14 protein-coding genes and 1 tRNA gene are annotated in these 15278 nt (G+C 62.2%); 1 reads left to right on the top strand and 14 read right to left on the bottom strand.

Annotated features, from left to right (window positions below; translation table 11 throughout):
- Nucleotides 1-15: 15 nt before the first annotated feature.
- From phoU to ACZYHG_RS10185, 7 genes are all read right to left on the bottom strand, one after another.
- A complete protein-coding gene (gene phoU / locus ACZYHG_RS10215) occupies nucleotides 16-723 on the bottom strand; it encodes a phosphate signaling complex protein PhoU (protein ID WP_464613678.1) in 708 nt (235 codons plus the stop codon).
- Between the two features lie 25 nt (nucleotides 724-748).
- Nucleotides 749-1552, bottom strand: a complete 804-nt coding sequence (gene pstB / locus ACZYHG_RS10210) for a phosphate ABC transporter ATP-binding protein PstB (protein ID WP_027031450.1) — start codon at nucleotides 1550-1552, stop codon at nucleotides 749-751.
- The gene (gene pstA, locus ACZYHG_RS10205) at nucleotides 1549-2400 is read right to left on the bottom strand and encodes a phosphate ABC transporter permease PstA (RefSeq protein WP_464613677.1); all 852 of its coding nucleotides are present in this window, start codon (nucleotides 2398-2400) and stop codon (nucleotides 1549-1551) included. The genes pstB and pstA overlap by 4 nt, the downstream gene beginning before the upstream one ends.
- A 4-nt stretch (nucleotides 2401-2404) precedes the next feature.
- Nucleotides 2405-3388 carry a phosphate ABC transporter permease subunit PstC gene (gene pstC / locus ACZYHG_RS10200; protein ID WP_464613676.1) on the bottom strand — a complete coding sequence of 328 codons (984 nt, stop codon included), beginning with the start codon at nucleotides 3386-3388 and terminating at the stop codon, nucleotides 2405-2407.
- A 66-nt stretch (nucleotides 3389-3454) separates the two neighbouring features.
- Entirely contained in the window at nucleotides 3455-4510 is a 1056-nt protein-coding gene (gene pstS, locus ACZYHG_RS10195; RefSeq protein WP_464613675.1) for a phosphate ABC transporter substrate-binding protein PstS, read from the bottom strand.
- Between the two features lie 524 nt (nucleotides 4511-5034).
- Complete coding sequence (locus ACZYHG_RS10190) at nucleotides 5035-9594, bottom strand: PAS domain-containing protein (RefSeq protein ID WP_464613674.1); 4560 nt, start codon at nucleotides 9592-9594, stop codon at nucleotides 5035-5037.
- A 600-nt stretch (nucleotides 9595-10194) separates the two neighbouring features.
- Nucleotides 10195-10431 (bottom strand): hypothetical protein, encoded by a 237-nt coding sequence (locus tag ACZYHG_RS10185; protein ID WP_027031455.1) that lies wholly within the window; start codon nucleotides 10429-10431, stop codon nucleotides 10195-10197.
- 215 nt (nucleotides 10432-10646) lie between these two features.
- Between ACZYHG_RS10185 and ACZYHG_RS10180 the strand changes: the two genes are divergently transcribed.
- On the top strand, nucleotides 10647-10862 hold the full coding sequence (locus ACZYHG_RS10180; protein WP_464613673.1) for a hypothetical protein: 216 nt from the start codon (nucleotides 10647-10649) through the stop codon (nucleotides 10860-10862).
- A gap of 117 nt (nucleotides 10863-10979) precedes the next feature.
- Here ACZYHG_RS10180 and ACZYHG_RS10175 read toward each other — a convergent pair whose 3' ends face one another.
- The 7 genes from ACZYHG_RS10175 to ACZYHG_RS10145 all read right to left on the bottom strand — a co-directional run bounded on the left by ACZYHG_RS10175 (nucleotide 10980) and on the right by ACZYHG_RS10145 (nucleotide 15259).
- Nucleotides 10980-11348 carry a hypothetical protein gene (locus ACZYHG_RS10175; RefSeq protein WP_464613672.1) on the bottom strand — a complete coding sequence of 123 codons (369 nt, stop codon included), beginning with the start codon at nucleotides 11346-11348 and terminating at the stop codon, nucleotides 10980-10982.
- 269 nt (nucleotides 11349-11617) lie between these two features.
- On the bottom strand, nucleotides 11618-12472 hold the full coding sequence (locus ACZYHG_RS10170; protein WP_464613671.1) for a glutathione S-transferase family protein: 855 nt from the start codon (nucleotides 12470-12472) through the stop codon (nucleotides 11618-11620).
- A 28-nt stretch (nucleotides 12473-12500) separates the two neighbouring features.
- Nucleotides 12501-13082 (bottom strand): VOC family protein, encoded by a 582-nt coding sequence (locus ACZYHG_RS10165; protein ID WP_464613670.1) that lies wholly within the window; start codon nucleotides 13080-13082, stop codon nucleotides 12501-12503.
- Between the two features lie 791 nt (nucleotides 13083-13873).
- Nucleotides 13874-14245 carry a hypothetical protein gene (locus ACZYHG_RS10160; protein ID WP_464614657.1) on the bottom strand — a complete coding sequence of 124 codons (372 nt, stop codon included), beginning with the start codon at nucleotides 14243-14245 and terminating at the stop codon, nucleotides 13874-13876.
- 20 nt (nucleotides 14246-14265) lie between these two features.
- Nucleotides 14266-14340 (bottom strand) — tRNA-Glu (locus tag ACZYHG_RS10155).
- 90 nt (nucleotides 14341-14430) lie between these two features.
- Nucleotides 14431-14838: a VOC family protein gene (locus ACZYHG_RS10150; protein WP_464613669.1), complete on the bottom strand. Its 408-nt coding sequence runs from the start codon at nucleotides 14836-14838 to the stop codon at nucleotides 14431-14433.
- Nucleotides 14839-14875: 37 nt separating this feature from the next.
- A complete protein-coding gene (locus tag ACZYHG_RS10145) occupies nucleotides 14876-15259 on the bottom strand; it encodes a fimbrial protein (RefSeq protein ID WP_464613668.1) in 384 nt (127 codons plus the stop codon).
- Nucleotides 15260-15278: the final 19 nt, after the last annotated feature.

Genomic DNA, 15278 nt, shown 5'->3' with positions numbered 1-15278 from the left:
CGGCTTGTCACCCTGTTATGCCGCCGGCGCCGACATTGCGGTCTCGTCCTGCTTCGGGCGATTGGCGGGCAGCTGCGTGCCGGTCAGCACATAATACGCATTTTCGGCGATGTTGGTCACGTGGTCGCCGATGCGCTCAAGATTCTTGGCGCAGAACAAAAGATGCGTACAGGCGGTGATGTTGCGCGGATCTTCCATCATGTAGGTCAACAGTTCGCGGAACACCGAGGTGTATTTGACGTCGATGCGCTCGTCGTCATTCCTGAGCTTGGCGAGAGCCGAAGCGTCACCCGCCGCATACTCCTCGACCACGCCATGCACCTGGATCAGCACCAGCTGTGCCATGGCATCGATGGAGTGCGACAGGTCGCGCGGCGTGGCGCTGAGACCGACGGTGCCGACGCGCTTGGCGATGTTCTTGGCAAGGTCGCCGATGCGTTCGAGGTCGCCGGCCATGCGGATCGAACCGACGACATGGCGCAGATCGTCGGCCATCGGCTGGCGCTTGGCGATCAGCGTGATGGCGCGGTCGTCGAGTTCGCGCTGGCGGGCATCCATGATGGCATCATCGGAGACGACGCGCTGGGCGAGAGCGTTGTCGGAGTTCAGCAGCGCCTTGGTGGCGCCGCCGACCATCGAGCCGGCGAGATCGCCCATGTCGCTGATCAGCTTGCTGATCTGTCCGAGCTCCTCGTCGAAGGCTGCAACCGTATGTTCGGCCATGATCCTGGTCCTCGTATGCGTGCGATCAGCCGAAGCGGCCGGTGATGTAGTCCTGCGTGCGCTTCTCGCGGGGCGACGTGAAGATCTTTTCCGTTTTGTCGAACTCGACCAGCTCGCCCAGATACATGAACGCCGTCTGCTTCGAGACGCGCGCCGCCTGCTGCATGTTGTGGGTGACGATGACGATCGTGTAGTCGGCTTGCAACTCGTCGATCAGCTCTTCGATCTTGGCGGTCGACAGCGGATCGAGCGCCGAGGCCGGCTCGTCGAGCAGGATGACTTCCGGCTTCACCGCCACGGTGCGGGCAATGCAAAGCCGCTGCTGCTGGCCGCCCGACAGGCTGAGACCGCTGGCGTTGAGCTTGTCCTTGACCTCGTTCCACAGGGCTGCGCGTTTCAGCGCCTGCTCGACACGGCCGTCCATCTCGGCCTTGCTGATCTTCTCATAGAGCCTGACGCCAAAGGCGATGTTCTCATAGATCGACATCGGGAACGGCGTCGGCTTCTGGAACACCATGCCGATCTTGGTGCGCAGCAGGTTGAGGTCCTGAGAGCGGTCGAGAACGTTCTGGCCGTCGAGCAGCACCTGGCCCTCGGCCGTCTGCTTGGGATAGAGCTCGTAGATGCGGTTGAAGACGCGCAGCAGCGTCGATTTTCCGCAACCCGACGGTCCGATAAAGGCGGTGACGCTGCGCTCGGGCAGCGACAGTGTGATGTCCTTCAGCGCCTTCGACTGGCCGTAGTAGAAATTGAGGTTCTTGACCTCGATTTTCACCTTGGCGGCGGCCTCGGTCGCGATCGTCATGTCTGGAGACAACATCTGGCTCATTTGTCCTCTCTGCGTCCGGTCAGGCTGCGCGCAACGATGCTGAGCGCGAGGACCGTCAATGTGATGATGAGTGCGCCGGTCCACGCCAGTTGCTGCCATTCCTCGTAGGGGCTGAGAGCGAACTGGAAGATTGTGACCGGCAAGCTGGCCATCGGAGCGTTGAGGTTGCTCGACCAGAACTGGTTGTTGAGCGCCGTGAACAGCAATGGTGCCGTCTCGCCGGAAATACGGGCGATGGACAGCAATATGCCAGTGACGATGCCGGAGAGGGCGGCGCGGTAAGCAACCGACTTGATGACCACCCAGCGCGGCGCTCCGATCGCGGTGCCGGCTTCGCGCAAGGCGTTTGGCACCAGATTGAGCATGTCCTCGGTGGTGCGCACGACAACCGGGATGACCAGGATGGCGAGCGCGACAGCGCCGGCGATTGCCGAGAAATGCCCCATCGGCCGCACCATCAGTTCATAGACGAACAGGCCGATGATGATCGACGGCGCCGACAGCAGGATGTCGTTGATGAAACGCACCACGGTGGTGAGCTTCGAGAAGCGGCCATATTCGGCCATGTAGGTGCCGGCCAGCACGCCGATCGGCGTGCCGACAATGACGGCGATAACCGTCATCACCACGCTGCCGTAGATGGCATTGAGCAGGCCGCCGGCGTCGCCCGGGGGCGGCGTCATTTGCGTGAAGACATCAAACGACAAGCCGGCGGCGCCCTTGTAGACCAGCGCGCCGAGGATCAGTGCCAGCCAGGCAAGCCCGATGCCCGCGGCAATGACGCACAGCGTCATCATCACCGAGTTTCTGGTCTTGCGGCGGCTGTGAAGCGATGAGGCTGTCGACATCGGCTCAGGCTCCGGTGCGGGCGTCGATGCGCATCAGCATGTAGCGTGCGATGGCAAGGATCAGGAAGGTGATGACGAACAGGATCAGGCCGAGCGCCACCAGCGAAGAGGTGTAAAGATCGCCGACAGCTTCGGTGAATTCATTGGCGATCGTGGCCGAGATCGTGGTTGCCGGCGCAAACAGCGAGGTCGAGATGCGATGCGCGTTGCCGATGACGAAGGTCACCGCCATGGTTTCGCCGAGCGCGCGGCCGAGGCCCAGCATGACGCCGCCCATGATGCCGATCCGAGTGTACGGAATGACGACGCGGCGGGTCACTTCCCAGGTCGTGCAGCCGATCCCATAGGCCGATTCCTTAAGCACCGGCGGCACCGTGTCGAAGACGTCCTTGGTGATCGAGGTGATGAAGGGCAGCACCATGATGGCAAGGATCAGCGACGAGGTCAGCAGGCCGATGCCGTAGGGCGGACCGGCAAAAAGGCTGTTAAGGCCGGGAATGCCATGGAAGACGCTGATGATGAAGGGCTGCACGGTCGTCTGCAGGAACGGCGCCAGCACGAACAGGCCCCAGATGCCGTAGATGATCGAAGGGATGCCGGCCAGCAGTTCGACGGCCATACCGATCGGGCGGCGCAGCGGGCGCGGGCAAAGCTCGGTGAGGAAGATGGCGATGCCGATGCCGAGCGGCACGGCGATCAGGATGGCGATTGCCGATGTGACAATGGTGCCGTAGATCGGCGCCAGCGCACCGAATTTCTCCGTCACCGGGTTCCAGCTTTCGCTGGTCAGGAAGGAGAAGCCGAAGGTCGACAGCGCTTGCCAGGAACCGGCAAACAGCGAGATCGCGACGCCGCCGAGCAGGACCAGCACCAGTATTGCGGCGGCGCGGGTCATGCCGTGGAAGATCGCGTCGGTCAGCGCGAACCGTCGAACGATAGCGTCGCGCGATCCTCTAACGGCTGGCAAGGCTTCCTGGGCAGCGCTCATGTCAAGCTCGGCTCTTTCAAATTGATGAGAAAAGGAGCGCCGCGAATGCGGCGCTCCTTCAACTAATTACTCACCGGCGTAGACGGGCTTGCCGTCGGCCTGGATGTCGGTCTTCCACGAAGCCTTGATCAGGTCGACGACGCTGTCGGGGATCGAGACGTAGTCGAGCGCCTTGGCGGTTTCCTTGCCGTCCTTGTAAGCCCAGGCAAAGAATTTCAGCGCTTCGCCGGTGGCAGCGGCATCTTCCGGAGCCTTGTGGATGAGGACCCACGTGGAAGCCGCGATCGGCCAGGTGGCGTCGCCCGGCTCGTTGGTGATGATGACGTTGAAGTTCTTGGCAGTCTTGAAGTCGGCATTCGAAGCGGCTGCACCGAAGGATTCGAGCGACGGCTCGACGACCTTGCCGGCGGCATTCAGCATCTTGGAGTAGGACAGGTTGTTCTGCTTGGCATAGGCATACTCGACGTAGCCGATGCCGCCATCCGTCTGCTTGACGGTGTTGGCGACGCCTTCGCTACCCTTGGCGCCGACGCCCGTCGGCCATTCGACGGCGGTGTCCGAGCCGACCTTGTCCTTCCAGTCCGGCGACAGCTTCACCAGATAGTTGGTGAAGTTGAAGGTGGTGCCCGAGCCGTCCGAACGATGCACGACGGCGATCGCGGTCGACGGCAAAGTGAGGGTGGGGTTCAGCGCCTTGATCGCGGCATCGTCCCAGGTGGTGATGGCGCCGAGATAGATCTGGGCAATCGTCTTGCCGTCGAGGACGAGTTCGCCCGGCTTGACGCCGGTCAGGTTGACGATCGGCACGATGCCGCCCATCACCATCGGGAACTGCACGAGGCCGTTCTTTTCCAGATCGGCATCGGACATCGGCTTGTCGGTGGCGCCGAAGGTGACGGTCTTGGCGATGACCTGCTTGATGCCGCCGCCGGAACCGATCGACTGGTAGTTGAGGCCGATGCCGGTATCCTTCTTGTAGGTGTCGGCCCACTTGGCGAACACCGGGTAGATGAAGGTCGAGCCGGCGCCGGAAAGGTCAGCTGCCATTGCTGCGGAAAGGGTGAAGGTAGACGCTGTAGCCATTGCAATAGCAACGGCCGCCGAGCGGATGAAATGTCTCATGTGGCCTGCTCCTGTTCGGAAGATGGTCTCTCGGCGCCATTGCTAGGCAGCGCCCGCTGAGGCCAATAGCCTTCGATTATTACAGTCGCATGACAGTTTCATGTCACCCCGGTAACGCGTCGCCAGCACCGGCAAAGGCGGTGGTGCGGCGCGATCGCGGCCTGATGCGAGTTTGCCTCCGGAATCAGTGGCTTGAGCCATCCGCCGGGAGCCACCGCCGGATTCGACGGGGCTTTCTCTGGTGAAGAAAATCCGGACGGGAGTGCGTTGCTCAAGGCCAGAGCGTATCTGGCCGGGCCATCGCCAAAAACAGGTCCGTTGGGGTAGGTGACACTGTTCGATACTGGCGGTCGCTGCTCCCGCCCGTAACTGCAAAGGCGGAATTCGATGTTGCCATTGTCCCGACTGGACACGACCTTTGGTATGGTGCGATCGCACCATAGTCATTGCTGGCAGGGGTGGCGAACCCCGACTGATTCCATCGCACATCCTCTCCGGATCCGGCGAACCGGACGACGCGATGCTTATCCCGCGTTGCGCTGGACCTGACGGCCGGCGCCGACCCAGAGTTCGACTTTCTCGAGCAGGGCCCTTGGGCTGATCGGCTTGGGCAGATAGTCGTCCATGCCCGCCTCCAGGCAGCGCTCGCGGTCGCCCTTGAGCGCATGCGCGGTGACGCCAACGATCGGCACATGCGTGCCGGTTTCCTCTTCCAGCCGGCGGATCGCGGCGGTCGCCTCGAGCCCGCTCATCTCCGGCATCGAGACGTCCATCAGGATCATGCACGGATTGAGCTTGCCGAAGGCGTCGAGCGCCTTGCGGCCATTGCTGACGATCTCGAAACCATAGCCGGTCTCGCCGAGGATCTGGGTGAACACCATCTGGTTCACCTCATTGTCCTCGGCCACGAGGATATCCAGCCTGTGTCCGCCGCCGCCCGTGGCGGGCAGCCTCGGACGAACCGGCGGCGGCTGCAATTGCGCGCGCTGGTCGGAAGGTGCCAGCGGCGACCGCTGGGGAGCGCCAAGCCCCTCGTCAACTGGCCGCTGGGCATGGCCGCCCGTGGTGTGGCGATGGCGCTGAATGGTCGCAACCAGCGTTTCGAGGAGCACGGAGGAGCGCGCCGGCTTGATCAGCTGGGCGTCGATGCCGAGATCGCGGTAACTGGTGTTGGCAAGCGACTGGTCGACCGAGGTCAGCATGATGATCGGCGTGTCAGCGAGGCCTGCGGTGTTGCGCACGATGCGCGCCATTTCGGCGCCGCTCATGCCAGGCATCTGGTAGTCGAGCACGACGCAGTCGACAGGCACCGCATAGGCCGCGGCGGCAATCAGCACTTTCAGCCCCTCGGCGCCGCTTTCGGCGGCGCAGGAATCGAACGTCCACGACGTCATCTGTTCGGTCAGGATGGCCCGGTTGACCGCATTGTCATCGACGATCAGCACGCGTGCGCCCGTCACGTCCACCGGCATGATGCGCTGCCCGTTCTGCTGCTCGGCCCTGGGCAGCGTCACCGTGAACCAGAAGGTCGAACCCTTGCCCTCGGCGCTCTCGACACCAATGTCGCCGCCCATCAATTCGACCAGCCGTGAGGTGATGGCAAGGCCAAGCCCGGTGCCCTCATGCCGCCTTGTCGAGGAGGTGTCGACCTGGCTGAATTTTTCGAACACCAGCTTCAGCTTTTCCTCGGGGATGCCTATTCCCGTGTCGGTGACCGAGACGGTCAGCCTGGTTCCGGCAGGCACCCGCTCACCGGTCACATCGACCAGCACATGGCCTTCGTCGGTGAATTTCACCGCATTGCCGACGAGGTTGGTAACGATCTGCCTGATGCGGCCGACATCGCCGATGAACAGGCTCTCGAGCCTTGGCTCGATGCGCACGATGAGCTCGAGGTCCTTTTCCTTGGCGCGTGTCGACACCAGCGTCGCCACGTCCTCGATCGCCTCGGCAAGATTGAAGGGCGCTGGGTCGAGCACCAGTTGGCCGGCATCGATCTTTGAGAAATCCAGGATGTCGTTGATGATGGTCAGCAGCGCGTTGCCCGATTTGACGATGATATCGGTAAACGTCTTCTGCTTCGGATCGAGATTGGATTTGGCGAGGAGTTCGGCCATGCCCAGCACGCCGTTCATCGGCGTGCGGATCTCGTGGCTCATATTGGCGAGGAATTCCGACTTGGCGCGGTCGGCGAGTACGGCGCGCTGGCGCGCCTCGCGCAGTTCGGCCTCGCGCATCTTCAGTTCGGTGATGTCGGTGGTCGAGCCGATCAGGTAGAGTGAACCGTCCGACGCGATCATCGCGCCCTTGCGCGCGAACTGATGCCTGACGCTGCCATCGGCAAGCGTCACGGTTTCCTCGATCTCCTGCGTTTCGCCGGTGCGCAGCACGGCCAGATCGCCGGCCACGAAAGCCTCGCCGTCCGCGCCGAAAATCTCGATGTCGGTCTTGCCGATCGCATCTTCCCTGCTGAGGCCGGTCAGATCGCACCAGCCCTTGTTGACATAGAACTGCCTGAGATCGGAGCGCTTGGCGTAGATCGACACCGGCACGTTGTCGATCAGGCTGCGGAACACCTCGTTCTCGCGCATGCTCTCTTCCAGCGCCCGCTCGCGCGCCTTGACGTCGGTGATGTCGGTGCTGGAGCCGACCAGATGCATCGACCCATCGATGGCCACCAGCCGGCTCTTGCGCGTCATCAACTGCCGCACCGTGCCGTCGCGATGGGTGACGGGCTCCTCGACCTCGAGGCCCTTGCCGGTTACGACGACCTCGGTGTCGTCATGGCTGTAGCTTTCCGCGTCTTGCGTGCCGAACAGCTCGCGGTCGGTCCGGCCGATGACGTCTTCCTTGGCAAGGCCTGTAATCGCGCACCAGGCCTTGTTGACGAATTCGATGCTCAAATCCTGCGCCTTGATGAAGGCGGCCACCGGCAACTCGTCCATGACGTGCCGGAACAGATCGATCTGGCGCATCGAATCGCGCAGCGCCGCCTCGCGGCTCTTGATGTCGGTGATGTCGACACGCACGCCGATGAACGTGCCGTCATCAGTGCGCACGTCGTAGACCTGGTACCAGCGTCCATCGGCATTGAGCCGCTCGTAGGAAGAATTTGGCAGGTGGTAACGTGCCAGTATGCTGTCGAGCCAGCGTTCGGGTTCGACCTCGTACAGCCTGTCGATCCCGGTATCGCCGCTCGAGCGGAAATAGCCGACGGAATGGCCGAATTCCAGCGCCTCGCGGAAGCTGCAGCCGGGCTGCCAGAAGGGCTTCAGAGCCGGCAACGTATCCTGGAGCTTGTGGTTGGCGAAGACGAACTTGTCATCGCGGTCGTAGATGATGACGCCCGCCGGCAGCGATTCCAGTACGCTGGCAAGATGCTTGCGCGCGTCCTGTGCCTCGGTCTCGCGCCGCTTCATGTCGGAGATGTCGAAGAGGAAGCCGGCGACATAGTCGCGGCCACTGGCCATGCGGACGCGGTTCTTCCGGACGATGCGCGAGCGAGCAAAACCCTCCTCGTCGAAATTCTCCTCGACTTCGTAGATTTGTCCGCTCGACAAGACTTCCCGTTCGCTACGCTCGAAGAGCGCGACCTCGGTCGGTCCGAGGAAATCCCCACCTGGCCTGCCAAGCATGGCTTGCGGTGTCTGGCCAAACAGGCCCGCGAACGCCTCGTTGACAAACACGAACCGCAGATTGTCGTCCTTGACGAAAATCGGATCTTCGACGGCGTTGATCACGGCCTCCGCCAGCCGCGCCTTTTCCAGCGCGTCGGCGAGTTCGGCCTCGCGGTCTTTCATATCGGTGACATCGACATAGGAAATGAGCCGCTTGCCGCCAGCCAGCGGCGCCATCGACGAGATCAGCGTGCGACCGTCATTGCGCGGCAACTGCCGCGATTCGGCCGCGCCTGCCCTGATTTCCGCCTCGCGCGCGGCGATGTGCTGCTGCCATGTCGCATCGTCGGAACCATACGGGTCGATGTCGCGGCTGGCGTCCATCAAATCGCGAAAGCTGCAGCCAATCTCGGCACGTCGGGCGTCGATCTGCCAGAAATCGTAAAATGCACGGTTGATGACTTCGGCGCGCATTTCGGCATCGAGGACGAGGACACCGATCGGCATCTGATCGACCATGCTGCGAAGATTGGTAAAGGTTTCGGCAGTCCTGGCGTTCGCATTCGCGATCTCGGCGTCGCGAAGCTTAAGCTCGGTGACGTCGTAGTAGGTCAATAGCCGCTTGCCCCCGGACAGCGACGTGACCGAGAACATCATCGTCCTGCCATCGGCATGGACAAATTCGCGTGGCGCGACGGAGCCGGCGCGGATCTCGTCGATACGGGTGGCGAGGTAGCGCTGCCACTGCTGTTCGTCGATATCGCCATAGATGCCGTTGCGGCGGTTGAGCGCCATCAACAGGCTGAACGGAGCGCCGACGGTCACGGCCCCCTCCGGAATCCTGGAGAGATCGCGATAGGCCTTGTTGACGATCAGTGTATCGAGCTTGGCATCGAGCAGTACGACGCCCATGTGCATGGCGTCCATCGTCCGTTCGAGATCGGCAAGATGCCGGTCGGGCTCCCCGCCCGCCAACGGGTTCAGCTCCATGGCCTCGAAGGCGCTGGCCAACGCGGTGACGTTGCGGCCTATGCCGCGATAGCCGGCAAACTTTCCTTCGCTGTCAAACCTTGGGAAGCCTGAGGTCAGCACCCAGCGGCAATCGGCGCCGCCTCCCTTCAGTTCGTAGACGAAGTCGCGAAACGGCCGGCGCGCCTGCAGATCCTCCAGATGCGTTGCCGCGCTGCGATTGCCCTTCAGGACCTGGTTGAGGAAATCGAAGCGGAACCGGCCAAGCACGTCGGCCGGATCGATGCCCGTCGCAGCCTGGTAGTTTTGCGAAAGCCAGGAAAAGCGCAGCTCGGCGTCAGTTTCCCAGGTCCAATCCGAGCCAGCCTCGACGAGTTGGCGAAGCGCGTCGATCGAATCCATCTCGGCGGCGCTCGATGGCGCCCCTTTGCCCTGCGCTGTCGATGTGCGCGGCCCGCGCTTGCCGCGCGCACCGATTGCTTCGTCCGCTTCCGCCATGCTGTCCCCACCCCGAAAATCAAGGCCGAACCCTCCCTCCGCGGTTCGTCGGCGGAATGTGCCCGAGAAGCATTAACGATCCGCTAACCTTAACGGCGCAACCGACCCGCCTATCCTGCGCTATTCCGTCAGGTTGTCGGGCGGGCCAAGGCCGCGCTATAAGCCCGTGCAGGGGTGTTGCTTATGCTTGGACGAATCGGGCCTTTCTTGCTGGGCGTTGCGCTGCTTTTCGGCAGCGGCTGCTCGCGCAGCTATGACGGCACGGTCGAGATTCCGCGGCGGCTCGACGCAAGGCGCTTCTGGGAACGGCCGCCGCCCAATGTCGATTACGAACCGCAGGTCGACAACGGCGCATTTCCAGGACCGCCCCAGACATCAGGACAATTTTCGACATCAGGACAATTTTCCGAGCGCAAGGTGATGCGGCCTGCTGTGCACAGACGGCACCAGACGAGGCTTTCGCAGCCGTCTCCCCCGGCCTCGGATTCGGAGAAACAACTGGCATGCAGGAACGTAAGCGCGCCTGGCCAACGGGTTCGCATGGTGTGCGATTAAGGCGGCTCAAAAAGCCGCAGGCCTGAGCCGTGTTGCGAGAGGGACCTACAGCGATGCGGCACCCTTCTTCGGCTCCTTCGCCCCAAGCTTGTCGAGCGCGAAGCGAACCTGGCGCAAATCGTCCTGCCAGCCATCATCGTCGCCCATGGGGCTCTCCGAAGCGGCCCGCTGCAGCCCGCGCGCCTCGGATTCGATTTCACGCAGTTCGGCGATCTTCTCTTCATTGGTCAGGGAGCCGTCTTCAACGATCTCCAAAACCCGCATTTCCCTGAACGTGGCCATGACGTTTCTCCTGGCTGATGTCGATCACAACGCCGTGAGCGCCCCTCTGTTCCGGACCGGCCCTACATCAGGCTGTACGCCGTACGATGACAGTTCGCTGCTGCCTTTCATCCAGGATACTGAGCATGGGGGTGATTCAGCGGGTCCGGTGTTACCAGCGCCTTCCGCTGAAACCTTTGCGTGACTGCTGCGTTAAAGGGCAGAGGAGAACGCAGATGTCGATCCACTTCACGGTATCGGAACTGACAAGAAATCTTTTTCATTCTCTCGGACTGGACCACGAGCGCGCGCCAAGGGCCCTCAACCCAGAGCAAAGCCTGTTGCTGGAATGCTATCTGGCCGGGCAAATCCCGGAATCGGCCTGGAGCGACTACGTCTTCGAGACACCAGACCTGGCACGGCATGCCGAGGTAAGGCGCCTCAGCCATTGAGCAGTTCGCCCGGGATGCAGCTTGGCTAAGGCTTAGGCCTTCCTGGCCCATCCGGTGTTGGCGAGCTTCCTGACACCAGGCCTATAATCGCGACCCCTTCTCGCTGAAGGTCGGCGGTTATTGTTTTGGCGAAACCAATTGCATTGTGAAAACGTTGCCGCCAATGCCTTTCGCCAGCGCTGGTGAAAGGGTCAGGGGCGTACAGTTCTTGACAGCCGCGATGGCCGCTTCGATGAACGCCTTGCGTGCCTTGTCATCGCCGGCCACCTTGACGGCGGTCGGCCGTGGCGGACCGATCAGCGAACCGTCGCGCTTGAAGCTGAAACTAAGCGTCACGGTGGACTTCCCGGCGTTCGCCGGTGGCGTCCAGCATGCCTGGATCGCGGTTCCGACATCGTCCATCGTGTTGAGCGTCGCGGCATAGGACGGGCAGACAACACCTGCCGAGATCGCACCCGCAATCACCAGTTTTGCAACGCCTTTCATCGCAAGCCCTCATTATCACAACCAGCCGGCAATCGGTGCCGAATCTCTGACAGGGATGTTAGACCCAAGGTTGGCGATGACAATGTCTCGGCGCAAAAAGTTGAACCTCCGGCGCTGCCTGATCGCTGTCCCGTGATGTCGAAGCATGAGCCCCGAAAAGCAAAAAGGCCGGCATTGAGCCGACCTTTCCTTTCCCCGATAGTGCGCCAGTACATCCGTGGTCGCGCGGCGAATTCCTGACAGTAGACAGGGCTTTGGTTAACGAATCCTTAAGCTGGAGCATTCGCCTGCGACCGCACATAGGCGATGTAGCCGCGCACGTCGCCTGCCGGCTCGGCGTAAGCCTTGCCGAGTTTCTTCTCGATCGCCGCCACATACTCCTTCGCCCATTTGGGCAGGGGATAGTCGATGACGGCGAGGAACTCCAGCGTCGCTGCCAGCCGGATATCGGCGATCGACGGATGCTTGCCACCGATGAACGGCTTGCCGTCCCTGAAGAAGCTGTGGAAGACTTCCAACGGCTCGGCGATCGCCGCCATCGCGGCCTTCTGGGCTTCGGACTTCTTGTCCGGGTGGGCGTCGCTGTGGCCGACCTCGCCCGCATAGTGCGGGAAACCCAGCGCCGGATAGGTGGCACGCGCCACATAGGGGTAGAGCGTGCCAATCAGATAGAACATGGCGCTGTCCACCATCGCCCGCTTGGCCGGCGCCTTCGGATAGAATTTCTCCAGCCCGTGCTTGTTGGCGAGATATTGCATGATGGCACAGCTTTCCCAAAGCACGCCTCTGGGCAACCCCTTATCCTCGATCATCGGCGTCAGATGCGCCGGGTTGCGCGCCATATATTCGGGCGAGCGCGTGTTGCCCCAGGCGTCGGTCTCGGCGGCGTCGAACCCGGCCGCGCGGGCAAACACCCGGACGGTCATGTTGTTGACGCTCGGCTTCAGCATGCTGAGCTTCAGCGCCGGTTTTTTCGCTGGTTTCGCCTTGGCCTTCGGTGCGGACGTCTTGGTCGCCGCTTTTGCGGCGGCCTTTGGCGCCGGCTTGGCCGCAGCCTTGCTTGCCGGCTTGGCAGCTGCCTTGGCCGCAGGCTTCTTCGCACTCTTGGTCACTGTCTTTGCCATTGTGGTCCTCCCTCCTGTTTGTTGGCCGTCAGTATGGATTTTTCGGCGCCCGGTCACCCGACAAGGTTGCACGGGAACGCTCGACGAGCGCCTGGATCGCGTCTGCAAGGTGCGCCTCGGCAATGTTGTAGTCGCCGCGCCCAACACGCAGCCTGTGCGCTTCCATCAGCACGTCGGCATGGGTGAAACCCGCCGGCGGCTCGAAGCGGTAGGAGGCGAGTTCGATCAGCAGGCCGAGCGGATCCTCGAAATAGATCGAATCCATGAAGCCGCGATCCTTGACGCCGCTGTGCTTGATGCCGCGCTCGTCGAGCCGGGTGACCGCCTGCAGGAACGTGACGCGCGACACCGCAAAAGCGATGTGGTGGACGCAGCCCGGATCGGTCGGCGTGCGCCGCTTCTGCGGCGTGCGGCTCTCGTCGGTGAAGACGGTGATCAGCCGGCCGTCGCCCGGATCGAAATAGAGATGGCTTTCGGCGGCCTTGTCGAGGTTAGGCTGCTCGAAGATGAACGGCATGCCGAGCACGCCTTCCCAGAAATCGATCGAGGTCTGGCGCCCGGCGCCGACCAGCGTGATGTGGTGGACACCCTGCGCTTGCAGCTTCTGCATTGGCCCTCTCCCCGCGGCATCGGTTGCCGTCTGGATCCGCCTGACACCCGGCATTCTCTGTGCCGCTTGAGCCGTGCCGCGAAATCCATGACGTGATGCTAATGCAATCGGCCCCGCCGCGCCAGAAGCGGCGAGTCCTATAGTTGCACGACGGTGAAACCGTTCTTGGCCCTAAAAGCCTGCAGGATCCATCCAAGAGATGGCGGACACGATCGCAACGCGGAAGCCGCCCTCATGGCGTCCTTGCCGAAGCGGCGGCTACGCGACGGCCTTGAGCTCAGCTTCCACCAGCATCCCCAGGCCGCCACATTCGGCGCACGCGACGGTCTTCCCCGGGCAACTGATCTGGTGCGTCCCTTGCGGGCAGCAATGCCCCTTCGACTCGCTCCATCTGGAGCAATCGAAAATCTTGCCGCCGCCATGGCAGCGCGAGCAAATCATCTTCCCTGACGCCATTCCAACTCTACCCAAACCCAAAATCCGCTGTCCGCAGATGTTGCCCCGGCCCCGTAAGTAACAGGGATTGTTGCGCTTTCAAGCGTCGCGGGCTGACTTAAATTGGGGGTATTCGGGCATGCGCGGCGCTGTGTTTTCGCGAGCTTCGCGAACCCTTCCGGCCAAGCGCAACCCACGCGGGTGCTTGGCTGAATGTGATCCGAGAACGTGGAAAGAAACGACCGAGTTGTTGCTACGCCGGACAAATTGCTACGCAGCAGTCTAAAGCAAAAGGGCCGGCGTTACGCTGGCCACATCTGCTTCGAGCGCGAGGTGGTCACGAATAGCCACCGTTGCTAGTCGAGAAATCTGATCTTCGTGAAGGACATCATCTCTCCCATCACGTTGCCGCTGTCATCGACCTGCTGACCTTGCCCGACTGTAACGGTCACGCGTTTTCCCTTGTAGCGGGACGGCATCGCGGTTTGCTCGTTCCAGCTTTCGCACTCGGGCGCGGCACACAGGCCGACTTGCTCCACCTTCTTGCGGTCGACAATGGTCAGATAGCAATTGTCGCCACATTCGAAACCTCGAATGGTGCCAGTGACCTTCCTGTCCTTGGAGAACGACGGACCGCACAGGGCAATCAGGGACGCGGAAATGAGGAGCGGCAAAGCCAATTGTTTCATGCAGCCAACTTGCTGCAACATGCCGTACTGCGCAAGCATCACATCTGGCAAAAAATCCTTGGTACGCCCAAGGGGAATCGAACCCCTGTTCCCGCCGTGAGAGGGCGGTGTCCTGACCGCTAGACGATGGGCGCGTTCAAGAACCGGCGATATAGGCTGACGGCTGGGAAAAAGCAACTGGGGTTTGGCCGGTTTGCCGCATCGAACGAAAAGACGTCCGTGCGTCAGCGTTTCGGCTCGATCAGGTCCCAGAGATTGCCGTGGAGATCGGCGAAAACCGCCACTGTGCCATAGGCCTCGAAGCGCGGCGCCTCACGGAATTCGACGCCGTTTTCCAGCATCACCGCGTGGTCACGGGCAAAGTCGTCGGTTTCGAGGAACAGGAAAACCCGGCCGCCGGTCTGGTGGCCGATGCTTTGCTTTTGTGCAGCGTCGGACGCCTCGGCCAAAAGCAGCCTGGCGCCCTGCCCGTTGGCCGGCGCCACCGTGACCCAGCGCTTGCCGCCGCCGAGATCGACATCCTCGGTGAGCTGAAAGCCCAGCCGCCCGACATACCAGGCGATCGCTTCGTCATAGTTGGTGACGACCAGCGCGACGGTCGCGACACGACGATGTTCGGCAAAGCCTTTCATGGCTGAGCTCTGGTCATTTCTGTGACAAACTTGTTTGTCATTTGTTGCGGATTGCAAACTGGCCGATCAGGCGGCGCTCGGCGATATCATAGATGAAGATCGCACCACTGCCGTCGGCAAGCTCGGCGGCAATCGAGATGCGATTGCCGGACAGCGACTGGCTGAGCACTTTTGCGCCGACCGGCAGCACGATGTCGCCGCTGAGCGGCGCGCCGGCGGGCACCTGGATGTCGCCGGCCAGTGGCGGGCTCACTGCGGGCGCCTTGCGGGCTTTGTAGACAATCGCCGCGATCACCACCATAAGGGCAACGAAAAGCAGGCCGAGATTGATGGCCATGAAGCGGAAGAGCTTGCTGCGCATCTTTTCGACCTCGGGATCGATCGGCATTCCCTGATCTTCGTCGGCATCTGGCCGGGCCATGGCAAATATTCCGGAACGG

Source organism: Mesorhizobium subarcticum (genome assembly GCF_055456085.1).
The sequence above is the reverse complement of the archived record's forward strand: the minus strand, read 5'-3'. Positions and strand labels throughout refer to the sequence as shown.